The following is a 22,899-nucleotide window of genomic DNA, read 5'->3' on the forward strand; positions in this document are numbered from 1 at the left end:
TCGTCACGAGGTCTTGGCGTCCACCCAGGTGGCGCCGCTCTTGTCGAGCTTCTTGTAGGCGGTGAACGCGCCGTCGTCGACGCGGACGGTGATGTAGAGCGGGTCGGTCCGGTCGCCCTTGTCGTCGAAGGTGATGGGGCCGGTGATGCCGGGGAAGTCCTTGATCTTGTGGAGGGCGGCGGTGATGTCCGCGCCCTTGGTCGACCCGGCGTCGTCGATGGCCTTCGCGACGACCTTGACCGCGTCGTACTCGTACACCGAGAACGGCCCGGGGTCGGCGCCGTTCGCGGCCTTGTAGGCGGACACGAACTTCCCGGCGGCGGGCAGGTCCTTGGCCAGCGGCGCGGTCGTGGCGATGTAGCCGGCGGAGGCCCGGCCCGCCGTCTTCAGGACGGTCGAGTCGGTCGTGGCGTCCCCGCCCATCAGCGTGAACTTCAGCCCGAGCTGCCGGCGCTGCTTCATCAGCAGCCCCGCCTCGGCGAAGTAGCCGGTGAAGTACAGCACGTCCGGCCGCGTCGAGGCGATCTTGGTGAGGACGGGGCTGTAGTCGGACTGGCCGGGCTGCAGCGCGTCCGCGTAGACGACCTGCCCCCCGAGCTGCTTCACCGAGTTCGCCGCCGCGTCCGCGAGGCCCTTGGCGTAGGTGGTGTTGTCGTGCAGCAGCGCGATCCGGCGCGCGCGCAGCTCGCCGGTCATGAACTTCGCGGCGACGGTGCCCTGGTTGTCGTCGCGCCCGCAGGTGCGGAACACCTTGCCCTTGCCGGAGTCGGTGAGGGACGGGTTGGTGGAGGCGTCCATCACGAACGGGACGCTCCGCCGCCCGTAGATCGGGATCGCCGGCACCGCGGCGCCCGAGCAGTACCCGCCGGCGACCGCGACGACCCCGCTGTTCAGCAGCTTCTGCGCGGCCTGCGCGCCCTGCTGGGCGCTGCACTGGTCGTCGGCCTCGACGATCTCGATCGTCCGGCCGTCCACCCCGCCGGCCTTGTTGATCTCGGCCGCGGCGACCTTGGCGGCGGCGAGGATGTCCTGCCCGGCGGAGGCGGAGTCCCCGCTCAGCGGAGCCGGGACGCCGATCTTGATGGGCCCGGACCCGCCGGGGTCGTCCGACCCGCACGCCGCGGCGAGCGGGGCCAGCAGCAGGCCGGCGCCGGCGGCGGCGAGCAGGCGGAACCGGCGGCGGTCCCGCGGTGTCAGTGGGGTCATCGGCGCCTCTCCGTCGCTCGCGGTGCGGGATGCTGAAAGCGTGGAACGTCGCGGGACGGCCGTCGAGTCGGCCGAGCATGCGATCTCATGTAGTGATCGATAAGAACCGCTTGCCCTTCCGCCCTCGACAGCGCGGCGGCGGGCTCGCGAAGATCACCCCATGGCCGATGTCCTGCTGCTGTCCGCCGCCGACGTGCGCGCCGTCTTCGACCTCCCGGCGGCGATCGCCTCGCAGCGGGCCGCGTTCGGCGCGCTCGGCCGCAGGGAGGCGCGGCTCGCGCCCCGCCTGCTGCTGGACGGCCCGGACGGCGACGTCGCGTTCTGCTACGTGTCCCGGCTGCCCGGCACCGGCGCCGTCGCCAAGTTCGGCAGCGTGCACCCCGGCAACGCGGCGCGCGGGCTGCCGACCGTCGCCGCGCTCGTGACCGTGCAGGACCCGGTCGACGGCCGGCCCGTCGCGATCATCGAGGGCGAGGCCGTCACGACGCTGCGGACGGCGGCGGCGAGCGCGGTGGCCGCCGACCACCTCGCGGTGCCGGACGCGTCCCGGCTCGCGGTGGCGGGCTGCGGCGTCCAGGGCCGCGCGCACGTCCGCGCGATGGCGGCGGTCCGCCCGATCGCCCGGACGGCCGTGGCCTGCCGCCATCCCGACACCTGCACCGTCGCCGCCGAGCTGGCGGACGAGCTGGGCGCGCCGGTCGAGCGGGCGGCGTCCGTGAGGGAGGCGGTGGAGGGCGCGCAGATCGTCGTCACCGCCACCACCAGCGCCGAGCCGGTCGTGCTCGGCGCGTGGCTCGATCCCGGCTGCACGGTGCTGAGCGTCGGGTCGTTCGCGCCGGACCGGGCGGAGGTCGACGACGCCGTCCTCACCCGCGCCGCGGCCGTCGTGGTGGACGACGTGCCGACCGCGCTCGACCACGCCGGCCCCGTCGTGGCCGCCGTCCGCGCCGGGCACCTGAGCCCGGAGGAGGTGCGGCCGCTCGGGCCCATCGTCGCGGGTCTGGCCCCCGGCCGGGAGGACGCCGCCGACACCGTCTTCTACAACAGCGTCGGCATCGGCGTGCAGGACACGGCCGCCGCCTCGGTGATCGTCGAACGCGCCCGCGAGGCCGGCGTGGGCCGGCACGTGGAGCTGTGACGCCGGGTCAGCCGACCCAGACGGTCTTGGCGTTGCAGAACGCGCGCAGGCCGTCCGCCGACAGCTCCCGGCCGTAGCCGGACCGCTTCACCCCGCCGAACGGCAGCTCCGGGTACGACGTCGTCTTGCCGTTGACGAACACTTGCCCGGCGTCCAGCTCGCGGACGAACCGCTCCCGCTCGGTGTCGTCGCGGGTCCAGGCGTTCGAGCCGAGCCCGAAGCCCGTCGCGTTCGCGACCTCCACCGCCTCCGACACCCCGCGGACCCGGAACAGCGACGCGACCGGCCCGAAGACCTCCTCGTGGTACATCCGCATCTCGGGCGTCACCCCGCCGATCACGGTCGGCGGGTAGAACCAGCCCGGCCCCTCGGGCCGCCGCCCGCCGCACAGCACCGTCGCGCCCTTCTCCACCGCGTCCGCGACGAGTTCCTCCACGTCGGCGCGGCCCTGCTCGCTGACGAGCGGGCCGACGTCGGTGGAGTCGTCCATCGGGTCGCCGACCTTCTGCGCGCGCATGTGCTCCACGAACAGCCGCTCGAACTCGTCGGCGCAGCCGATGTCGACGATGAACCGCTTCGCCGAGATGCAGCTCTGCCCGTTGTTGAGGCACCGCGACTCCGCCGCCGTGCGCGCCGCGGCCTCGATGTCGGCGGACGGCATCACCAGGAACGGGTCGCTGCCGCCGAGCTCCAGCACGCTCGGCTTGACCTCGTCCCCGGCGATCGCGGCGACCGACCGGCCGGCGGGCTCGCTGCCGGTCAGCGTCGCGGCCTTCACCCGCGGGTCGCGCAGCACCCGCTCGACCTTCGCCGAGCCGATCAGCAGCGTCTGGAACGCGCCCTCGGGGAACCCGGCGCGGCGGAACAGGTCCTCCAGGAACAGCGCCGTCTGCGGGACGTTCGAGGAGTGCTTCAGCAGCCCCACGTTCCCCGCCATCAGGCCCGGCGCCGCGAACCTGATCACCTGCCAGAGCGGGAAGTTCCACGGCATGACCGCCAGTACCGGGCCGAGCGGCTGGTAGCGGACGTAGGCGTCGGACGCGCCGACGTCGCCCGGCGCGGCGGGCCGCCGGTCGGCGAGGAACTCCGCCGCGTGCTCCGCGTAGTACCGGCACGCCTTCGCGCACTTCTGCGCCTCCGCCCCGGCCGCCTTCAGCGTCTTGCCCATCTCGGTCGTCAGCATGGCGCCGATCTGCTCGGACTCCCGGTCGAGGATGTCCGCCGCCGCGTTCATCCACTCCGCGCGCCGCTCCAGCGGGGTGTTGCGGTACGAGGCGAAGGTCTCCGCCGCGCGCGCGATGCGGCGGTCGACCTCCGCGTCGGTGAACGCCTCGAAGGTCTTCTCGACCTCGCCCGTCGCCGGGTTGGTCGTCGCGATCGTCGTCATGTCGGGATGCTCCTGGATCGTCCGGTCTATTGACCGGCACGTGCCCGTGGGGCCTCCCGGGAAACGCCCGTCAGGCGGGGATCACGCATACGGGCGAGGGGACGCCGAGGGGCGCCCCGGCCGGCGCCGGGACGCCGTCGCCGCCGATGCGGAAGGTCGAGATCGTGCCGCCGCGCTCGTTCGCCACGTGCATCCACTCGCCGTCCACGTGCAGGTCGCGGGGCCAGTGCCCGCCCGACGGGACGTCCGCGACCGGCGCGAGCGCCGCGCCGCCGTCCAGCACCCGGTGCGCCGTCACCACATCCGTGCCCCGCATGGAGGTGTAGACGTACCGGCCGCCGTCCCCGAGCTTGATCGCCGCGCCCTGGGCCGTGCCGCCCGCCGGACCGGCCGTCGCGGGCGACTCCGCGACCACCTCCAGCCGCGTGTACCCGTCCACCGGCCGCAGCACGAGCACGGCCGCGGCCAGCTCGGTCAGCACGTGCACGTACCCGCCCGGGTGGACGGCCAGGTGCCGCGGCCCGTACCCGGCCGGCAGCGGCGTCTCCCCGGTGAGCCGCAGCGCGCCGCCCTCGATCCGGAACGAGCGGACGAGGTCGGCGCCGAGGTCGGTCGTGAGCACGGTCCCGTCCGGGGCGTGCGCGGACATGTGGGCGTGCGGCCCCTCCTGCCGGTCGGCGCGGGGCCCGGCGCCGTGCCCCTCCGCCACGGCGGCGTCCCCGGCGAAGCCGCCGTCGCCCGCCAGCGGGTAGGCCCGGACCGTCCCGGACCCGTAGTCGGCGGCGACCAGGCGGCCGCCGTCCGGCGTCACGGACAGGTGGCACGGGAGCGCACCCGCGGGCCGCCGGCCGATCTCCCGCAGCCGCCCGCCGCCGACCGCGTACGCGGCGACGCCGCCCTCGTCCTCCTCGCGCACGGCGTAGAGGACGCCCTTCCCGGGATGCGCCGCCAGGTAGGACGGGCTCACCGCCCCGGCCGCGAGCTCCGGCGCCCGGAGCGTCCCGTCGGAGCGCCGCGCCACCCGGTAGATCCCGGCGCCGGCGCCCGCCTCGCCGGTGTACGTGCCCACCCAGAACGCCCGCTCGCTCACCCGGTCCCACTCCGTTCGTGATCTTCCCGCCCGCCGGCGGCCGAAGGCGAGCCTAGCCCCGGCGCGCCGGGGGATCCGGCGGGACGCCCGACTTCCCTGCGCTCACCTGCGGAAACGTGATGTATCTCGCACACTTCGCAGGTTTGGAACGCCTCCCGCATACCCGGCGTTGAAGGTCACTTGGTGTGACCTTTAGGGGGAGAAGACCTTGGCTATCCCGGTGATGCTGCGCTCGCTGCGCCACCACAACTACCGGCTGTGGGCCGTGGCGGACTTCGTCTCGATCACCGGCACGTGGATGCAGGTCCTGGCGCTGAACTGGCTCATCCTGTCGATCACCGGCTCGGCGACCAGCGTCGGGCTCGGCCTCGTCCTGCAGGCCCTGCCCACGATGCTGATCGGGCCGTGGGGCGGGGTGATCGCCGACCGGCTGCCCGCCCGGTACGTCGTGGCGGCGGGCCAGGTGGTCCAGGCGGTGCTGTCGGCCCTGCTCGCGGTGATCGCGGCGGGGGACCCGAGCGGCACCGGCGGGCTGTACGCGATCACGCTGGTGTCCGGCGTCGCGACCGCGCTGACCTCGCCCGCGCTCGGCCGGTTCGGCGCCGAGGTGGTCGGGCAGGAGGACCTGTCCAACGGCCTCGCGCTCGGCTCGGTGCTGAGCTCCGGCGGCCGCATCCTCGGGATGAGCCTCGCCGGGATCGTGATCCCGCTCGCCGGGGTGCCGGGCGCGTTCGCGGTGAACGCGGTGAGCTTCCTCGGCGTCCTCGCGGCCATCGCCCTGATGCGCGGCGGCGAGCTGCACCGGCTGCCGCCCGCCGGGCCGGGGGAGCGCGGCATCGTCGCGGGCTTCCGCTACGTGCTCGCCTCGCCCCGGCTGCTGATCATGTTCGGGCTGGCGTTCGTGCTCGGCAGCCTCGGCCGCAACTACCAGGTCACCATGGCCGCGATGAGCCAGGGGCCGCTCGGCGCGGGCGCCGCCGGGTACGGCGCCCTGTCGGTGGCGTTCGCGGTCGGCACCGTCCTCGGCGGCGTCTACGCCGCCTCCCGCACCCGCCTCCCGCTCCGGCTGCTGCTGGTCGCCGCGGCGCTGTGCGGCACCGGGCAGATGCTGAGCGGCGGCGCCCCGGACCTGCTGCTGTTCGGCGCCGCCATGCTGCCGATCGCGGCCTGCGCTGTCGTGTTCGACACCACCGTCGCCACCCGCGTCCAGCTGGACAGCCCCGGCGGGCTGCGCGGCCGCGTGATCGCCGCGCAGGGCATGGTCGGCGCCGCGTCCGGCGCGTTCGGCGGCCCGGCCCTCGGCGCGCTCTGCGACACCCTCGGCCCGCGCACCGCGCTGGTCCTCGCCGGGGCCGTCAGCCTCGCCGCCGCGCTGGCCGCCGCCTACGGCCTGGCCCGCCTGCGCCGCGCCCGCGCGGCCGCCCCCGCCCCGGCCCCCGCCGCGCAGCCCGTCCCGGCCCTCGCCGCCGCCGACGCCTGACGCCGGTCAGGACTCCGGGCGCAGCAGCGCCTCCTGGGCCACCGAGACCAGGAGCGTTCCGTCCATGGTGTGGAGCGTGCCCCGCGCGAGGCCGCGGGCGCCGTGGTTGGTGACCGGGTCCACCGAGTACAGCAGCCACTGGTCCACCCGCGGCGGGCGGTGGAACCACATCGCGTGGTCCAGGGTGACGGCCGTGGCGAGCCGCCGCGGCGAACCGGGCGCGCGGGCGCTGCTCACCACCGCCATGTCCGACAGGTAGGCGATCAGGCACGCGTGCAGCGCCGGGTCGTCGCCGACCGGGCCGGACGCCCGGATCCAGAACGGGTGCGGCATCGGGAACTCGCCGTCGGCGGGCGGGTCCACCACCCGGATGTCGAAGCCGACCGGGTGCTTGAAGAACGACGGCAGCACCGGCTCGGGCAGCCCCTCCGGCGCGGGCACGCCCCGCGGCCCGGGGAGCTGCCAGTCGAACCCGTCCTCCGGGGCGTGGAAAGAGGCGATCAGCTCCAGGATCGGCTTGCCGCCCTGGCTCGCGGTGACGTGCCGGGTCGAGAACGAGCGGCCGTCGCGGGTCCGGGCCACGTCGAAGCGCAGCGGCTCGTCCGGCGTCCCCGGGCGGATGAAGTAGGCGTGCAGGGAGTGCGGCGGGCGGCCGTCCGCGGTCAGGCACGCGGCGCGCAGGCTCTGCCCGGCGACCTGCCCGCCGAACAGCCGCGGCCGCCCCACCGACGGCGAGGTGGCGAGGAAGGCGTCCCCGCCGAGCGGGGCCAGCTCGAACATCCGCGTGATGCCGTCGCTCATCGTGCTCCTCGTGGGGGGACCGGCGCCGTGGCGCGACCCTACTCGGCGGCGGGGCGCCCGCCGGCATCCGGGGCCGTCCCCTGCGCGGCGGGGGACGACCCTGATACGGTCACGCGCGGTCGACCTATGATCGCCGTGGGGACGGCGCCCAGGGGGATCGGCGCCCGCCCCGCGAGGAGATGAGAGAGGCAATGGCAGATATCACCGAGTCGCCCGAGTGGTCCGCGCTGGCCGAGCACCACGCCGCGCTCGCCGGGCGGCACCTGCGCGACCTGTTCGCGGACGATCCGGGGCGCGTCGACCGCATGACGGTGACCGCGGGGGACCTCCACCTGGACTACTCCAAGCACCGCGCCACGAGCGAGACGGTGGGGCTGCTCGTCGCGCTCGCCGAGCGGGCCGGGCTGCGCGCCCGGATCGAGGCGATGTTCACCGGGGAGCACATCAACGTCAGCGAGGACCGCGCCGTCCTGCACACCGCGCTGCGGCTCCCGCCCGGCGAGGCCCTCACCGTGGACGGCCAGGACGTCGCCGGCGACGTGCACGCCGTCCTGGACAAGATGGCCGACTTCGCCGGGCGCGTCCGCTCCGGTGAGTGGACCGGGTTCACCGGCAAGCGGATCACGACCGTCGTCAACATCGGCATCGGCGGCTCCGACCTCGGCCCCGCCATGGCCTACGAGGCCCTGCACGACTTCGCCGACGCGGGCGTCTCCTGCCGGTTCGTCTCCAACATCGACCCCGCCGACATCGTCGGGAAGCTCGCGGGCCTCGACCCCGAGCAGACCCTCTTCGTCATCAGCTCCAAGACGTTCGGGACGCTGGAGACCCTCACCAACGCCAAGGTCGCGCGGCGGTGGCTCGTCGACCGGCTCGGCGACGCCGGGGCCGTGTCCCGGCACTTCGTCGCCGTGTCCACCAACGCCGAGCGGGTCGCCGAGTTCGGCATCGACACCGCCAACATGTTCGGCTTCTGGGACTGGGTCGGCGGCCGGTACTCCTTCGACGGCGCCATCGGCCTGTCCCTGATGATCGCGATCGGCGGCGAGGCGTTCCGCGAGATGCTCGCCGGGTTCCGCGAGATCGACGAGCACTTCCGCGCCGCGCCGTTCGAGGCGAACATGCCGGTGCTGATGGGCCTGCTCGGCGTCTGGTACACCGACTTCTTCGGCGCGCAGACCCGCGCCGTGCTGCCCTACAGCCAGCGGCTGGCCCGCTTCCCCGCCTACCTCCAGCAGCTCACGATGGAGTCCAACGGCAAGTCGGTGCGGGCCGACGGCGCGCCCGTCGTCGCGCAGACCGGCGAGATCTTCTGGGGCGAGCCCGGCACCAACGGCCAGCACGCCTTCTACCAGCTGCTGCACCAGGGCACCCGGCTCGTCCCCGCCGACTTCATCGGCTTCGCCGAGCCCTTCGAGGACCCCGCCGTCGACGGGCCCGCGGGCATGCACGACCTGCTGACCGCGAACATGCTGGCGCAGACGTCGGCGCTCGCGTTCGGCAAGACCGCCGAGGAGATCGCCGCCGAGGGGACGCCCGCCGCGGTCGTCCCGCACAAGGTCATGCCGGGCAACCGGCCGACCAGCACGATCCTGGTGCCCAAGCTCACCCCGAAGACCCTCGGGTCCCTCGTCGCGCTCTACGAGCACATCGTGTTCGTCGAGGGGACGATCTGGGGCATCGACTCCTTCGACCAGTGGGGCGTCGAGCTCGGCAAGGTCATGGCGATGGACCTCGCGCCCGCGCTCACCTCGGCCGAGCCGCCCGCGCAGGCGCCCGACCCGTCCACGGCCGCGCTGGTGCGCCGGTACCGGGAGCTGCGCGGCCGCCGCGTCTGACCCGCGCGCCGCGAACGCCAAAGGGGCCCGCCGGACATGCCGGCGGGCCCCGTTCCGTTCAGCCGCCGGTCAGGCGCGGGCGCCCGGCAGCGGCCCCTCGGCCCAGCCCTGGGACTTCATGATCGCGCGGAACTCCTCGTAGGAGATGAACCCGTCGAGGTTGCCGTCCGCCCGCTCGAACCTGTCCTGCGTCTCGGCGCGCGTCCAGGCGAGGCCCAGCTCGTCCAGGACGAGCGTGAACTCCATCAGGTCGAGCTTCTGGTCGCCGCCGAGGTCCGCGCGAGTGAACAGCGCAAGAAGGTCGTCCTCGGTCGGTCGTGTCGTCATCTCGCTCCTCGTTCTGTCCGATGGTAGCCACGCATCATGTCATAGGGAGCGAGCCGGGCCATATGCGAAACGCCGCAGGAAGTGCCCAGGTTTACGGGTGTTCATCCCCCGTCAGCTCGGGGACGCGGTGCCGGTAGCGCGCGAGCAGCGCGGCGTTCACCTCGTCGCCGCCGGGGACGTTCGCGCTCGTCCAGCGGGGCAGCTCCGCGCCGCGCGCCGCCGCGAGGTCGTCCAGCGCGGCCAGCACCCGCGCCCACGCGTACGCGGCGAGGATCGTGGAGGCCGCCGCGGTGCGCGGCGCCGCCGCCGGATGCAGCACGTCGCCGGGCGGGACGCAGGTGTCCAGCACGATGTCGGCGTGGTCGGCCAGCGCCGTCGCCGTCCGCGCCGCCGCGCCCCGCGCGGCCCGCGCCGAGGTCACCGCGACGACCGGCACGCCCCGCGCCCGGCACTCCGCAGCCACCTCGACGGGGTAGGGGTTGCGGCCGCTGGTGGAGAACACCACCGCCACGTCCGGCGGGGCGGGCGCCGCCGCGGCGGCCACGGCGCGCCCCACCCCGGCCTCCCGCTCGACGCGGGTGCTGCGCAGCGCGTCGTCGAGCGGGAACACGCCGGGGTCCCAGACCGGGCGGACGGCGGCGAGGCCGCCCGCCCGGTAGAACGTCTCGAACACCATGGCGAGGGAGTGCCCCGCCCCGGCGACGTGCACGATCCCGTCGGCCTCGACCGACTCCAGGAGCAGCGCCGCCGCGGCGTCGATCGCCTTGCCCGACGTCTCGTCGAGGTCGTCCAGCAGGGTCCGCACCCGGTCGGGGAGCTGCGTCCGGGTGGCTTCAGGCATCGGGCACGGCCTCCTTCAGGATGCGGGCCAGGTCCTCCTGGCCGGACGCGGCGCGGAGCCGGTCGGCCAGGCCGCCCGACAGCGCGCGCGCCAGCCCGGCGAGGACGCCGACGTGCGCGTCGGGGTCGGGCGTGCAGAAGGCGAGCAGCAGGTCGACCGGGTCGTTGTCAGGATGGCCGAACTCGACCGGCGACGCCAGCCGGGTCGCGCCGACGCCGACCGCCAGCCCGCCCTCCTCGGGGCGGGCGTGGACGAGCGCCAGGCCCTTGGTCAGCACGATGTACGGGCCGTTCTCCTCCACCACGCGGACGCACGCGTCCGGGTAGCCCTCGCCCGCCGCGCCCGCGTCGACCAGCGCGGAGGCCGCCTTGCGGACGGCCTCCCGCCAGTCGGCCGCCTCGACGCCGTCCGTGGCTGTGACGACCGTCATGAGAGCCATCCCTGCTCGGTGAGGCGCTCCCTGAGCTGCGCTTCGAGTCCCTCCTTGTCGAGGAAGTCGCTGACGGTGATCACGACGGGCGCGAGGTCGGCGATCTCGCTCGTGTGCATGCCCTGGCCGATCACCACGTCGGGCGACATCCCGCGCGCCGTGGACACGTCGGTGTTCTCCACCCGCGCCTCGACGCCGAGCGACCGCAGCGCGTCCTCGGCGGTCATCTTGAGCATCAGGCTGGAGCCCATGCCGACGCCGCAGACCGCGAGGATCTCCAGTTGCCGGTCCAGTGCCATCTCGGTCCTTCTCTCTCGATCGGCTCTCTAGTCGGTTCGGTCAGGCCCGCGCCGGGGCCGTGTCCTCGGGCGCGGCGTCCCCGTCCGCGGCGCCGGCCCGCCGCTTCTCGGCCCGGCCGAGCAGCAGCAGGGACGCGACCATCGCGGCGAGCGCGACGGCGGGCACCGCCCAGACCGCGTTCCCGCCGGCGACCGGTTCCACGGCCTTCAGCAGCCACGCGATCGCGTACCAGTCGGGGTCGGCGAGGGTGGCGAGCTCCGGCGCGGTCTTCTCGTACAGGCCCCAGGTGACGGCCTGCCCGACCGCGAGGACGAGCCCGGAGATCACACCGCCCAGCACCGCGCCGCGCCAGCCCGCCACCACGTTGCCGAACAGCGCGGCGGCGCCGCCCACGAAGAACAGCATGATCATGGGCGGGGCGAGGGTGAACCAGCCGGCGCCGGCGAACACGCCGAGGCAGACCAGGAACACGACGGTGGACGAGACGAACCCGACCATGACGGCGGTCGGCGCGACGGGGAACACGGTCGGCGCGTCCAGCGCGGGACGGGTGCCGGGGATGACCCGGTCGCTGAACCCCTTGAACGCCGGGACGATCTCGCCGAGGAACATCCGCACGCCGAACAGCAGGATCGCGATGCCGCCCGCGAACCGGAGGCCGACCAGGACCGCCCACACCCACGGGGACAGCTTCTCGTCCATCTCGGCGGCGGCCTTGGCCACCACGCCGTCGTCGGCGAGCGCGACGCCCACCAGCATGATCACCGTGATGATCAGCGCGGTGCTGACGTTGACGTCCTTGAAGAACGACAGCTGGCGGGGCAGCTTCAGCTTCTCGGTGTCGTGCTTCTCGCGGCTGCCGAGCGGCCGTGCGGCGTACCCGGTGATCAGGCACGCGAGCGAGCTGGTGTGCGCGAACCCGAACCGGTCGTCGGGCATGACGCGGCGCATCAGCGGCCGCATCCACAGCGGCTGCAGCGTCCAGTAGGCGGCGACGAACCCGGCGCCGCACAGCACCAGCGTGAGCTGGTCGGCGTCCGGCGCGATCGTCACCAGCGAGGCGACCGTCACCGTGCTGATCCAGAACATCAGGTGCCCGGTCAGGTACAGGTAGCGGGCCGCCGGGAACAGCCGGACGACCAGCACGTGCACGAGGAACGCGACCGTGATGACCAGCGCGACCGTGCCGCCCTGCTTGGTGAGGAAGTCGGCGAGGGTGTTGTCTGCCTTCGGCGGCGTGGTGTCCATCGCGCTGGCGAGGACGGTCTGGAAGCTCGTCAGGCCGCCGGTGAACACCTCCACGCCGATGAACAGGATGACGACGCCGATGGTGGCGCGCAGCGCGCCCGCGAAGACGTCCTCGAAGCGCTTGCGCTGGAGGATCAGCCCGATCAGCGTGATGAGACCGATGAGGATGGGCACCTGGCCGAACACGTTGTCGGCCAGGAAGGTGAGGATGTCCTTGATGACGTCCATGGTGAAGTCGCCTCACTTCCCGGGGGGTGGTGGTGCGCTGTCGCCCCCGTCAGCGCGCTGGACGGTCGTCCGGTTGGTCAGTGGTTCGGTGGTCGCAGGTCCAGTTCCAGGCGGTAGCGGTCGCCGCGGTACAGGGACCGCACGTACTCCAGGGGCCGCCCGTCGGCGTCCCGGGTGATCCGCTCGAACAGGAACGCCGGCATGTGCACCGGCACTCCGAGCTCGGCGGCCTCCTCGGCGGTGGTGACGGTCGGCTCGATCGTCTCGGTGCCCGAGGCGATCACGATGCCGGCGCCGCGCAGCAGGTCGTAGAACGACCGCCCCTCCAGGTCGTGCCTGCGCAGCCCGGGCATGAGCGACCGCGGCATGTAGAGGGTCTCGATCGCCATGGGCGCCTCGTCGGCCAGCCGGAGCCGGCGAATGGTAAATACCTCTTCCTCGGGGGAGAGGGCGAGCCGCCTGCCGATCCGCGCCCCCGCCGTCTCGGTGCGGAACGACAGGACCCGCCCGCCCGGCTTCATCCCGCGCCTGATCATGTCCTCGGTGAAGGAGGTCATGGTCAGCGACACCGCGATCCGGGGTTCGGCCACGTAGGTGCCGCTCCCGTGCCGCCGGTCGAGGAGGCCCTCGGCGACCAGGCCGTCGATGGCCTGCCGCAGCGTCGGCCGCGAGACGCCGAGGTCCGCGGCGAGCCGGCGCTCGGACGGGAGGGCGTCCCCCACGTCCAGGCCGTCCAGCATCGCCAGCAGTTCCCGGCGCACCGCCTGCCGTTTCGTGCTCCCGGAGCGGGATTCACCGGCGGATGGCACGCCGTTCACCTCCTCTTGACGTTGTTCCTGTCGTTGCACACCGTATGTCCGATTGTGGTGACTGGTCAATACCACTTTGGCGATGTTTGCCCTGGTCGCCGCCGGGCGGCCCGTGCGACGGTCGTCGCCATGAGGAAACTCGCACGCGGCGCCCTGGCGATGGCGCTGCCCCTGGTCCTGCCCGCGGCCCTCTGCACGGCGCCGGCGCACGCCGCCGGCGGCCCCGGCACCGGCCCGCCCGCCGCCCGCGACGGGTGGCGGCTGGTCGCCGCCGAACCGTTCAACCGGCACCTGGACAGCGCGAAGGCGCCGTGGCGGCCCGACGGCGACGGCCCGTCCAGCCCCTACAACGTCGACATGTACGACAACGATGGCGCCTACTTCGACACCGTCGGCGGCCCCGCCTTCCGGCAGCAGCTCGCGAAGATGAAGACCTACCGGCAGTCGTTCACGTTCGGCCGGCGCGGCTGGCTCACCGCAGAGCTCGCCGCGCGGGACGCCGACGGCGACGGGCGCCCGGACCGGCCGCCGACGCTCACGTCCGGCAAGGGCGTCGCCCGCATCGACGAGCCGGCGCACCAGGCGGGCGTCGTCATCCGCTCCACCCGCGACCTGCCCGCCGAGTACCGCGTCGAGATGACGCTGCGCGGCCTGGACTTCGGCGGGCAGCGCAACGGCCTGTGGGACTACCCGGACGGGCGGATCAACGGCTACTCGCCCGAGGGCTGCAAGACCAACTTCCCGTGGGCGTCGGGCGGCGACTTCTCCCGGCCGGAGTGCGAGTGGGCCGACGTCCGCACCGACTCCAACGGCTTCTACTACATGTCGATCATGGACTACCGGCAGGTGGCCCCGCACAACAACGTCTTCGTCCACGGCCACAGGAAGGTGGCCATGGACGGCTACAACCGCTACAAGTACACCGGGAAGGGGCTGCTGTACTGCAACCCCGCCACCGGCCAGTACGAGCCCTACTCCGCCGGGACGGGCAACGGCGTCAACGCGATCTTCATGACCGACGACCGCCGGTACGCGGCGATGCCCGGCACCGAGTACCTGATGGACAGCGAGTGCGGGCACCGCAAGGCCGGCGCGATCGTCTCCACCGTCGACCTCCAGCCCGAGCTGCTGCCGCAGGAGCCCTACACGTTCGCGATCGAGCGCCGCGACGGCGCCTACACGATGGAGATGTCGGGCGTCTTCGCGCACGTCGGCCGCGCCACCTACCGGTACACCCGCGCGTTCGTCCAGGACGGCGAGCCGATCTGGCACTACAACCAGCGGCCGGAGGAGTACGACGGCCGGTTCGACGCCGACTGGACCTGGACGGGACCGGGCGGCACGCTCGTCGACCGGGGCACCTGGCCCGCCGGGTCCGCCTACCCGGACCGGTTCATGATCGGCGACCCGCACATGAACTTCTACGAGGGGAAGGCGCAGGTGGACGACATCCGGTTGTACGTTCCGGAGTAGCAGTCGATGTCGGAGGCGGGGGCTAGGGTCCGGGGGACCAAGCCCACGCCTCGCCACGGGGGGCCTCGTGACTCAGCAGACCGCGGTGACTCAGCAGACCGCGCCGGGCCGGGCGCCCGAGCCGTCCCTCGCCGACCCCTGCGCGGAGCGGGAGCCGGCGGGGGAGCGGCTGCGCGCCGGCGGGGGCGGCCCCGGCCTGGACGTGTTCCTGTCCGGCCAGGTCTTCATGGACATGATCTTCACCGGGCTGCCGGGGCTGCCGCCGCCGGGCACCGAGATCGTCACCGACGGGCTCGGCTCGGCGCCCGGCGGGGTCGCCAACATCGCGGTCGCGATGAGCCGGCTCGGCCTGCGGGTCGGGCTGGCGGCGCCGTTCGGCGACGACATGTTCGGCGCCTACCTGTGGCGGACCCTCGCCGAGCAGGAGGGCGTCGACCTCGGGCTGTCGCGCCGCGTGCGGGGCTGGTCGACGCCCGTCACCGTGTCGATGGCCTACGACTCCGACCGCAGCATGGTGACGTTCGCCAAGCCCGTCCCCGCCCCGCTGGACGACCTCGGCGGCCCGCCGCCGGACGCGCGGGCCTGCTTCGTCGACGTCGACCGCCCGGTGCCGCCGTGGGCGGCCGGGATGCGCGCCCGGGGCGCGCTGGTCTTCGGCGACCTCGGCTGGGACCAGACCGGCGCCTGGCCCGCCGAAGTCCTCGACCGCCTCGCCCACGTCGACGTGTTCCTGCCGAACGCGGCCGAGGCGATGGCCTACACCCGCACCGCCACCCCGGCGGACGCGGCCGCCGCGCTCGCCGAGCGGGTCCCGGTGGTCGTGGTCAAGCGCGGCGGCGACGGCGCCATCGCGATCGACTCGGCGACGGGCGAGCGGGCCGAGGTCGGCGCGCTGCCGGTGGAGGCCCTCGACCCGACCGGCGCCGGCGACGTGTTCGCCGCCGGGTTCGTGTTCGCCACCCTCGCCGGGCTGCCGCTCGCCGAGCGGCTGCGGTTCGCCAACCTGTGCGCCGGGCTGTCGGTGCGGCACCGCAGCGGCTCGCTCGGCTCGCCGTGCTGGGGGGAGATCGCCGCGTTCGGCGAGTCGGGGGAGGTGCCGGAGTCGGTGCTGGCCGAGTACGCGTTCGTCGTCCCGTTCATCCCGGACGCGGCCGACGACTCGCCCGTCCGCGCCGAGCCCACCCTGCGCAAGGAGCACTGACCGCCCCGCCCGCCCGGCCGGCCGGCGGGGCGGGGCGGTCAGGCGGCGCCTGCGCGGTACTCCTGCGGGCTGACGCCGTGCTCGCGCTTGAACGCGGTGCTCAGCGCGAACGCGGTGCCGTAGCCGACCTGGCGCGCGATGGAGTCCAGCGTCGCGTCGCTCTCCCGCAGCAGGTCGGCGGCCTGCGCCAGCCGGATCCCGGTCAGGTACGCCATCGGCGGCTCGCCGATCAGCTTCGCGAACCGCTGCGCGAGCGCGGCCCGGGACACGCCGACCCGGGCGGCGAGGTCGGCGACCGTCCACGGGTGCGACAGGTCGTCGTGCAGCAGCCGCAGCGCGGGGCCGGCGACGGGGTCGCCGTGAGCCCGGTACCAGCCGGGGGCCTGCGCGTCCGGCCGGGAGAACCAGGCCCGCAGCGTCGCGATCAGCAGCAGGTCGAGGAGCCGGTCGAGGACGATCTCCTGCCCGGGCTCGTCCCGGCCGATCTCCTCGCCCAGCACGTCGACGAGCGGCGACTTCCAGGTGTCGCCGCGCACCACCGCGATCGGCGGCAGCGCGGACAGCAGCCGCCCGGTGACGGCGCCGCGCATCTGGTAGGTGCCGATCAGCATCACCGACGTCCCGGCCGGGTCGTTGCCCCAGGCGCGGACGCCGAGGTCCATGGCCTCCGACAGGCTCGTGCCGTCGGGGGTGGTGCAGCGCTGCCCGGGGTGGATGACGATCTGCGGCTCGGTGGCCGGGTCGTCGCTCACCGTGTAGTGGTCGGGCCCCCGGAAGACGACCATGTCGCCGGGGCCGACGCGCTGCGGCTCGCCCTCGTCGGGGATCAGCCACGCGTCGTCCCTGACCATGGACAGCAGCGTCAGCGGCGCCTCGTCCTGGATGCGGACCGACCAGGGCGGGTCGAGGGTCGCCCGCAGCATGAACGCGCCGCGGGCGCGCGGGCCGTCGAGCAGGTCGGTGAGCGCGTCCATGGCGGCCAGCCTAGACGCTCGCGTATGCGGGCGAGCTTCTCAACGATGGTGGCCGAAGGCACCCGCCGGTTGACTTGAGGGCATGACGAACACGGAGATCGAAAACGGCCTGACCCTCGTCCTCGGCGGCACCGGCAAGACCGGCCGGCGCGTGGTGGAGCGGCTGGAGGCCCTGGACGTCCCGGTCCGGATGGGCTCGCGGGCGGCCTCGCCCGCCTTCGACTGGGCGGACGAGGCGACCTGGGCGCCCGTGCTGCGGGACGTCGAGAAGGTGTACCTGTCCTACTACCCGGACCTGGCGGCCCCCGGCGCGCCGGAGGCCATCGCCGCGTTCACGGCGCAGGCGGTGGCGGCGGGCGTACGGCGGGTGGTCCTGCTGTCCGGCCGGGGCGAGCCCGAGGCGGCCGAGTGCGAGCGGATCGTCCGGGCGTCGGGCCTGGAGTGGACGGTCGTGCGGGCGAGCTGGTTCGCGCAGAACTTCAGCGAGGACTACCTCCTCGACCCCGTCCGCGCCGGCGAGGTCGTCCTCCCGGCGGGCGAGGTGCCGGAGCCGTTCGTGGACGCCGGCGACATCGCGGACGTGGCCGTCGCGGCGCTCACCCGGGACGGCCACGCGGGCGAGGTCTACGAGGTGACCGGCCCCCGCGCGCTCACCTTCGCCGAGGCCGTCGCGGAGATCGGCCGCGCGGCCGGGCGGGAGATCGCCTTCGTCCCGGTGAGCGCGGACGACTACGCGGCGGCCCTCAAGGAGCACGGCCTGCCCGACGACGTCATCGGCTTCCTCACGTACCTGTTCACCACCGTCCTGGACGGCCGCAACGCCCGTCCCGCGGACGGCGTCCGGCGGGCGCTCGGCCGCGCCCCCCGCGACTTCGCCGACTACGCGCGGGAGACCGCGGACAGCGGCATCTGGACCCTCTGACCCGAAGGTGGCACGACGATGAAATCCGCACTCGCGGGCGTCTCGGTGACGCTCTCCCTCATCATGGCGGCCGGCATGGCCGGGACGTTCTTCGGCTTCTCGACCGGCGTGATGCCCGGCCTGAACGCGGCGCGGCCGGGCTCGGCGATCGACGCGATGCAGGGCATCAACCAGAAGATCCAGAACCCGGTGTTCGTGGCGATGTTCCTGCTGGTCCCGGTGCTGGCCGCCGCGGCGGGCGTGCTGCTGCTCACGCTGGACCAGAAGTCGGCGGCGATCCTGTTCTTCGTCGCGGCGGGCGTCTACTTCGTGGGCGCGCTCGTCCCGAGCTTCGCCGTGAACATCCCGATGAACAACGACCTGGACGCCGCCGCGATCCCGAAGGACATGGCCGAGGCGGCGAAGCTCTGGTCGGACTACTCCGGCCGCTGGACCGCCTGGAACACCGTCCGCGCCGTGTTCAGCTGGGCGAGCGTGCTCGCGATGAGCCTGGGCGTCTACTACTGGGGCAAGAACAACTGACCCTTAGGCAGCTGAACGCGGAAGCGGCCCGCGCCCCTGCGGAAGGGGACGCGGGCCGCTTCGCCGTTTCTTACCTGCCGTTCCGCGCGCACCATTCGGCCCATGTGAGGGCGCCGTTCTGGAGTTGCTTGCGGTAGAAGGACGTCCACGAGGTCTCCGAAGGTGCTGGCGCGTTAGGGGCCTTCTTATAGAGGGGGTAGTCGCGCTCGACCTCGGCCTTGAGCCAGGGCTCCAGGTCGTCCCACGAGTCCAGGGTCCAGCTCCGGGCGTGGAAGAGGAGCCGGGCGCGGGCGTCCTTCTCCGGGACGCACATCGACGGGGCGAACGGGCTGGACCGCGTCCAGCTGTTCACCACCTCCATCGCCCCCTTCGGGACGCCGTGCGCCCGCCGCGCCGCCTCCCGCTTCCCGATGTAGAAGTCGAACATCTCCCAGGCGGTGTAGACGCCGCCGGGAAGGCCGAAGTCGTCGCCGGTCAGGGCCTTGATGTCGGTGCGCGGCGGGATGTCGGAGACCTGGGCGAGGTTGCGCCCGACGTCCTTGAGCGGGCCGAGCCGGAACTGCGGCGTGATGGGGAACGGCCCGAAGTCGACGTCGTCGTTGTTCACCGGCACCAGCGGGTACGTCCTCCCGTCGAGCGGGTTGCGCCATTCCCTCAGCACCTTCGCCGGGTCCTGCGGATCGGTGTAGAAGACGACCTCGCGGCTCAGCTGGTACAGCTTGTTCGTGCCGGGCTCGCGGTAGAGGCGCCGGATGTTGTAGCCCTCGAACCCGAACAGCCGCGTCCCGTGCCGCAGGCGCGGCGCCAGGGCGTCGCCCGGCACGTCGGCGTACACGTGGCCGGAGATGCGGTACAGCATGTCCTTGCCGTCCGGCCGTCCGAGGACCTGCAACTGGAGGCGGGTGTCGCGGTCCTCGACCTGCGCGTACAGCGGTCCGGGGGCGGACGGCCCGGAGACGGGGCGGGCGGCCGCCGCCCCCGGCACGGACCACAGCAGGGCGGCGGCGGCCGCGCCGGTGAGCAGGGCCGTGAGCGGTCGTCGCATGCGGACTCCTCGGTGGCTCGTGAGACGGAGATCACGCCATGCAAGCACCCCGCGGCCCCGGCGTCACGTCCTCGCCGGCGGGAGCGGGCCCCGGCGCGGCGCCCGCCCGGGGCCTACGATCTCTGGATGGACGGCGTCTTCGCGATCAGCGACCTGCATGTGGGATTCCCCGAGAACCGCGCGTTCGTCGACGGGCTGCGGCCCGGGTCCGCGGACGACTGGCTGATCGTCGCCGGCGACGTCGCCGAGCGGTTCGCCGACGTCGAGTGGACGCTCCGCACGCTGCGCGAGCGGTACGCCGCCGTGCTCTGGGTCCCCGGCAACCACGAGCTGTGGACGGTCAAGGACGACCCGGTACAGCTGCGCGGCGAGGCCCGCTACCGGCGCATCGTCGACATGTGCCGCGGCCTCGGCGTGCTCACCCCCGAGGACCCGTACCCGGTCTGGGACGGCGAGGGCGGGCCCGTGACGATCGCGCCGCTGTTCCTCTTCTACGACTACACGTTCCGGCCGGACGGTGCGTCCACCAAGGAGGAGGCGCTCGAGATCGCCCACGAGGCGGGCGTCGTGTGCACCGACGAGGTCTACCTGCACCCCGACCCGCACCCCACGCGGGACGCCTGGTGCGACGCGCGGATCGCCTACACCGAGCAGCGCCTCGCGGCCCTGGAACCGGGGACGCGGACCGTGCTCGTCAACCACTGGCCGCTCGTCCGCGAGCCCACCCGCGTCCTGTGGTACCCGGAGTTCGCGCAGTGGTGCGGCACCGAGCGCACCGCCGACTGGCACACCAGGTTCGGCGCCGTGTCCGTCGTGTACGGGCACCTGCACATCCCCCGGACGATCTGGACCGGCGGAATCCCGCACATCGAGGTGTCGGTCGGCTACCCGCGCGAATGGCGCAGATGGAGCGGCGCTCCGCGCGGGCCGCGCCGGATCCTGCCCGTCCCGGAGACGAGCTGACCGGCGAAGCGGCTACGTCCGGCCGGGCACCATGCCGGCGGCGGCGAGCGACAGCAGCCGCCCGGCGGCCTCCGGCTCCCGCTCGGTGACCGCCGCGATGGCGCCGGTCAGCCACAGGACGTCGGCGAACACCGCCTCCGGTGGCGCCTCCCCGGCCCGCTGCGCGCGGGCGAACAGCGCCTCTGCCGCCTCGCACATCGCCCGCCGCGAGGGCACCGGCTCCGAGTGCTCGTCCCGCAGCGTGCTCTCGTTCCGCTGTGCGATCTCGTCCCGCTGTGCGATCTCGTTCCGCAACGTCACCTCGTCCCGCAGCGACGCGACGGCCGCGGCGGCCAGCCCCTGGTACGCCGCCACCTGCGCGGCGAACGCGCGCAGCCAGGTCAGCAGCGCCTCGCCGGGCGCGGGGTCGGCCAGGAGCTCGCGGGCCTTCGCGGCCAGTTCCGCGTAGCCGTCGGCGAGCAGCGCCTCCAGCAGGTGCTGGCGGGTGGGGAAGTGGCGGTAGAGCGTCCCGATGCCGACGCCGGCCTGCCGGGCGACGGCCTCCAGGGACGCCCCGGCCCCGTCGCGCTGGAAGATCTCGCGGGCCGCGGCGAGCAGCCGCGCCCGGTTGCGGCGCACGTCGGCGCGCATCGCGCGCGCGGGGGCCTTCGGCGTGTCGTCGCTGGTCACGTGAGTGGTCGGTCCTTTCCCGGCGGGGACGGGCCTGCGGCGATTCGGGGGGATCCGCGGCTTTGGAACGGTCCCTTGATACTAGCCGCGCCGCGCACCCCGGGCCCCGCCGGGATGCGCGGGCCCGCCGCGGAACGGTCCGCGCCGGGCCCGCGCCGACCTGCGCTTACATCAGGACGGGCCGGGCGACAGGGGCAGCTGCACCCGCCCGCCGGCGGCCCGGAACTCCGCCGCCTTCTCGCGCAGTCCCGCTTCGAGCGCGGCCTCGCCGTCCAGCCCGCGCTCGTCGGCGTACCGCCGGACGTCCCGGGTGATCTTCATCGAGCAGAAATGCGGGCCGCACATCGAGCAGAAGTGCGCGGTCTTCGCCGGCGCCGCCGGCAGCGTCGCGTCGTGGAACGCGCGGGCGGTGTCCGGGTCGAGCGAGAGGTTGAACTGGTCCTCCCAGCGGAAGTCGAACCGCGCGTCCGACAGCGCGTCGTCCCACGCCTGCGCGCCCGGATGCCCCTTGGCCAGGTCGGCGGCGTGCGCCGCGATCTTGTAGGCGATGACGCCGGCCTTGACGTCCTCGCGGTCCGGCAGCCCGAGGTGCTCCTTCGGGGTGACGTAGCAGAGCATCGCCGTGCCGTGCCAGCCGATCATCGCGGCGCCGATCGCCGAGGTGATGTGGTCGTAGCCGGGCGCGATGTCGGTGGTCAGCGGCCCGAGCGTGTAGAACGGCGCGCCGTCGCACCACTCCTGCTGCCGGTCCACGTTCTCCTTGATCTTGTGCATCGGGACGTGGCCCGGCCCCTCGTTCATCACCTGGTTGCCGTACTCGGCCGCGATCCTCGTCAGCTCGCCCTGGGTGCGCAGCTCGGCGAACTGCGCCTCGTCGTTGGCGTCGGCGATGGAGCCGGGGCGCAGCCCGTCCCCGAGCGACCAGGTGACGTCGTAGGCGGCGAAGATCTCGCACAGCTCGCGGAAGCGGGTGTAGAGGAAGTTCTCCTCGTGGTGCGCCAGGCACCACGCCGCCATGATCGAGCCCCCTCGGGACACGATCCCGGTCTTGCGGCGCGCCGTCAGCGGCACGTACCGCAGCAGCACCCCGGCGTGCACGGTCATGTAGTCGACGCCCTGCTCGGCCTGCTCGACCACCGTGTCCCGGAAGACCTCCCAGGTCAGCTCCGCCGGGTCTCCGCCGACCTTCTCGACCGCCTGGTACAGCGGGACGGTCCCGACCGGGACCGGCGAGTTCCGCAGGATCCACTCCCGCGTGGTGTGGATGTCCCGCCCGGTCGACAGGTCCATGACCGTGTCGGCGCCCCACCGGGTCGCCCACGTCATCTTCTCGACCTCGTCCTCGATCGACGACGCCACCGCCGAGTTGCCGATGTTGGCGTTCACCTTCACCAGGAAGTTCCGGCCGATGACCATCGGCTCGGCCTCCGGGTGGTTGACGTTCGCGGGCAGCACCGCCCGCCCGGCCGCCAGCTCGTCCCGGACGAACTCCGGCCGCACCCCCTCCCGCAGGGCGGCGAACTCCATCTCCGGCGTGATCTCGCCGCGCGCCGCGTACGCGCGCTGCGTCACCGCGCCGCCGGTCGCGCGCCGCGGCCGCCGCGGCAGGACGTCCTCCCGGACGGGCGCCGCCTTCCGCCCGTCGTCCTCCGGCCGCACCGCCCGCCCCTCGTACGGGGCGGTGTCGCCGCGCTCGGCGATCCACGGCTCCCGCAGCGCGGGCAGGCCCCGGCGGACGTCCGTCCGCTGCTCCGGATCGGTGTACGGCCCGGACGTGTCGTACAGGACGACGACGTCGCCGTTGGTGAGCGGCACCTCCCGCATCGGGACCCGCACGTCCGGGCGCGAGCCCTGCAGGTAGGTCTTGCGGGCGGCTGGAACCACACGTTGTGTCATGACGACTCGATCTCTCCCTACGCCGGCATTACCCGGTCAGGTTCATGCGGTCAGCGGCCGTCTCAGCCGCTATCTCAGCCCGGTTCGCCGGACCCCCGCGATCTGTCGCCC

The 22,899-nt window shown here is 73.8% G+C and carries 22 protein-coding genes and 1 riboswitch; of the genes, 8 read left to right on the top strand and 14 right to left on the bottom strand.

The window, feature by feature from the left end; translation table 11 throughout:
• Positions 1-3: 3 nt before the first annotated feature.
• Entirely contained in the window at positions 4-1,206 is a 1,203-nt protein-coding gene (locus tag ACGFI1_RS34760; RefSeq protein ID WP_386866041.1) for a branched-chain amino acid ABC transporter substrate-binding protein, read from the bottom strand.
• A 160-nt stretch (positions 1,207-1,366) separates the two neighbouring features.
• On the opposite strand from ACGFI1_RS34760, the gene ACGFI1_RS34765 reads away from it, so the two are divergent.
• A complete protein-coding gene (locus ACGFI1_RS34765) occupies positions 1,367-2,344 on the top strand; it encodes an ornithine cyclodeaminase family protein (protein ID WP_392791511.1) in 978 nt (325 codons plus the stop codon).
• Between the two features lie 7 nt (positions 2,345-2,351).
• Here the strand turns inward: ACGFI1_RS34765 and ACGFI1_RS34770 are convergent, their stop codons facing one another.
• Positions 2,352-3,731, bottom strand: a complete 1,380-nt coding sequence (locus tag ACGFI1_RS34770; RefSeq protein ID WP_392791514.1) for an NADP-dependent succinic semialdehyde dehydrogenase — start codon at positions 3,729-3,731, stop codon at positions 2,352-2,354.
• A gap of 70 nt (positions 3,732-3,801) precedes the next feature.
• Positions 3,802-4,821, bottom strand: a complete 1,020-nt coding sequence (locus ACGFI1_RS34775) for a lactonase family protein (RefSeq protein WP_392791516.1) — start codon at positions 4,819-4,821, stop codon at positions 3,802-3,804.
• A gap of 208 nt (positions 4,822-5,029) precedes the next feature.
• Here ACGFI1_RS34775 and ACGFI1_RS34780 point away from each other — a divergent pair, with 208 nt between their 5' ends.
• Positions 5,030-6,301: an MFS transporter gene (locus ACGFI1_RS34780; RefSeq protein ID WP_392791519.1), complete on the top strand. Its 1,272-nt coding sequence runs from the start codon at positions 5,030-5,032 to the stop codon at positions 6,299-6,301.
• A 6-nt stretch (positions 6,302-6,307) separates the two neighbouring features.
• Here the strand turns inward: ACGFI1_RS34780 and ACGFI1_RS34785 are convergent, their stop codons facing one another.
• Positions 6,308-7,102: an acyl-CoA thioesterase gene (locus tag ACGFI1_RS34785; protein WP_387067112.1), complete on the bottom strand. Its 795-nt coding sequence runs from the start codon at positions 7,100-7,102 to the stop codon at positions 6,308-6,310.
• A 191-nt stretch (positions 7,103-7,293) separates the two neighbouring features.
• Between ACGFI1_RS34785 and pgi the strand changes: the two genes are divergently transcribed.
• Entirely contained in the window at positions 7,294-8,940 is a 1,647-nt protein-coding gene (gene pgi, locus ACGFI1_RS34790) for a glucose-6-phosphate isomerase (protein WP_387067109.1), read from the top strand.
• 69 nt (positions 8,941-9,009) lie between these two features.
• Here the strand turns inward: pgi and ACGFI1_RS34795 are convergent, their stop codons facing one another.
• The 6 genes from ACGFI1_RS34795 to ACGFI1_RS34820 all read right to left on the bottom strand — a co-directional run bounded on the left by ACGFI1_RS34795 (position 9,010) and on the right by ACGFI1_RS34820 (position 13,123).
• Positions 9,010-9,267, bottom strand: coding sequence for an EF-hand domain-containing protein (locus ACGFI1_RS34795; protein WP_138636878.1), 258 nt, complete (start codon positions 9,265-9,267; stop codon positions 9,010-9,012).
• A gap of 91 nt (positions 9,268-9,358) precedes the next feature.
• Positions 9,359-10,108 carry a sugar isomerase domain-containing protein gene (locus ACGFI1_RS34800; protein ID WP_386866027.1) on the bottom strand — a complete coding sequence of 250 codons (750 nt, stop codon included), beginning with the start codon at positions 10,106-10,108 and terminating at the stop codon, positions 9,359-9,361.
• Positions 10,101-10,538, bottom strand: coding sequence for a PTS sugar transporter subunit IIA (locus ACGFI1_RS34805; protein WP_387067106.1), 438 nt, complete (start codon positions 10,536-10,538; stop codon positions 10,101-10,103). The genes ACGFI1_RS34800 and ACGFI1_RS34805 overlap by 8 nt, the downstream gene beginning before the upstream one ends.
• Positions 10,535-10,837 carry a PTS sugar transporter subunit IIB gene (locus ACGFI1_RS34810; RefSeq protein WP_138636875.1) on the bottom strand — a complete coding sequence of 101 codons (303 nt, stop codon included), beginning with the start codon at positions 10,835-10,837 and terminating at the stop codon, positions 10,535-10,537. Before ACGFI1_RS34810 ends, ACGFI1_RS34805 begins: the two co-directional genes overlap by 4 nt.
• Positions 10,838-10,877: 40 nt before the next feature.
• Positions 10,878-12,314 carry a PTS ascorbate transporter subunit IIC gene (locus ACGFI1_RS34815; RefSeq protein ID WP_138636874.1) on the bottom strand — a complete coding sequence of 479 codons (1,437 nt, stop codon included), beginning with the start codon at positions 12,312-12,314 and terminating at the stop codon, positions 10,878-10,880.
• 77 nt (positions 12,315-12,391) lie between these two features.
• The gene (locus ACGFI1_RS34820) at positions 12,392-13,123 is read right to left on the bottom strand and encodes a GntR family transcriptional regulator (RefSeq protein ID WP_240807653.1); all 732 of its coding nucleotides are present in this window, start codon (positions 13,121-13,123) and stop codon (positions 12,392-12,394) included.
• A gap of 129 nt (positions 13,124-13,252) precedes the next feature.
• Here ACGFI1_RS34820 and ACGFI1_RS34825 point away from each other — a divergent pair, with 129 nt between their 5' ends.
• Positions 13,253-14,596 carry a hypothetical protein gene (locus tag ACGFI1_RS34825; RefSeq protein ID WP_387067103.1) on the top strand — a complete coding sequence of 448 codons (1,344 nt, stop codon included), beginning with the start codon at positions 13,253-13,255 and terminating at the stop codon, positions 14,594-14,596.
• Positions 14,597-14,663: 67 nt separating this feature from the next.
• A complete protein-coding gene (locus ACGFI1_RS34830) occupies positions 14,664-15,797 on the top strand; it encodes a carbohydrate kinase family protein (protein WP_392791522.1) in 1,134 nt (377 codons plus the stop codon).
• Positions 15,798-15,835: 38 nt separating this feature from the next.
• Here the strand turns inward: ACGFI1_RS34830 and ACGFI1_RS34835 are convergent, their stop codons facing one another.
• Positions 15,836-16,771 (bottom strand): AraC family transcriptional regulator, encoded by a 936-nt coding sequence (locus ACGFI1_RS34835; protein WP_387067100.1) that lies wholly within the window; start codon positions 16,769-16,771, stop codon positions 15,836-15,838.
• A gap of 82 nt (positions 16,772-16,853) precedes the next feature.
• On the opposite strand from ACGFI1_RS34835, the gene ACGFI1_RS34840 reads away from it, so the two are divergent.
• Both ACGFI1_RS34840 and ACGFI1_RS34845 read left to right on the top strand, forming a co-directional pair.
• On the top strand, positions 16,854-17,693 hold the full coding sequence (locus tag ACGFI1_RS34840) for an NAD(P)H-binding protein (RefSeq protein WP_392791524.1): 840 nt from the start codon (positions 16,854-16,856) through the stop codon (positions 17,691-17,693).
• Positions 17,694-17,711: 18 nt separating this feature from the next.
• Positions 17,712-18,215, top strand: a complete 504-nt coding sequence (locus tag ACGFI1_RS34845; RefSeq protein WP_138636870.1) for an anthrone oxygenase family protein — start codon at positions 17,712-17,714, stop codon at positions 18,213-18,215.
• A 70-nt stretch (positions 18,216-18,285) separates the two neighbouring features.
• Here the strand turns inward: ACGFI1_RS34845 and ACGFI1_RS34850 are convergent, their stop codons facing one another.
• A complete protein-coding gene (locus ACGFI1_RS34850) occupies positions 18,286-19,260 on the bottom strand; it encodes a DUF1838 family protein (protein ID WP_392791526.1) in 975 nt (324 codons plus the stop codon).
• Between the two features lie 126 nt (positions 19,261-19,386).
• Between ACGFI1_RS34850 and ACGFI1_RS34855 the strand changes: the two genes are divergently transcribed.
• Positions 19,387-20,223, top strand: coding sequence for a metallophosphoesterase family protein (locus ACGFI1_RS34855; RefSeq protein ID WP_392791529.1), 837 nt, complete (start codon positions 19,387-19,389; stop codon positions 20,221-20,223).
• Between the two features lie 12 nt (positions 20,224-20,235).
• Here the strand turns inward: ACGFI1_RS34855 and ACGFI1_RS34860 are convergent, their stop codons facing one another.
• Together ACGFI1_RS34860 and thiC are read right to left on the bottom strand one after the other, a co-directional pair.
• The gene (locus ACGFI1_RS34860; protein ID WP_392791532.1) at positions 20,236-20,892 is read right to left on the bottom strand and encodes a TetR/AcrR family transcriptional regulator; all 657 of its coding nucleotides are present in this window, start codon (positions 20,890-20,892) and stop codon (positions 20,236-20,238) included.
• Between the two features lie 171 nt (positions 20,893-21,063).
• A complete protein-coding gene (gene thiC, locus ACGFI1_RS34865) occupies positions 21,064-22,788 on the bottom strand; it encodes a phosphomethylpyrimidine synthase ThiC (protein WP_392791535.1) in 1,725 nt (574 codons plus the stop codon).
• A riboswitch (TPP riboswitch) is annotated at positions 22,784-22,897 on the bottom strand. Its footprint overlaps the gene before it by 5 nt.
• Positions 22,898-22,899: the final 2 nt, after the last annotated feature.

This window comes from Actinomadura geliboluensis (assembly GCF_043197915.1).
Classification (GTDB): Bacteria; Actinomycetota; Actinomycetes; order Streptosporangiales; family Streptosporangiaceae; genus Spirillospora; species Spirillospora geliboluensis.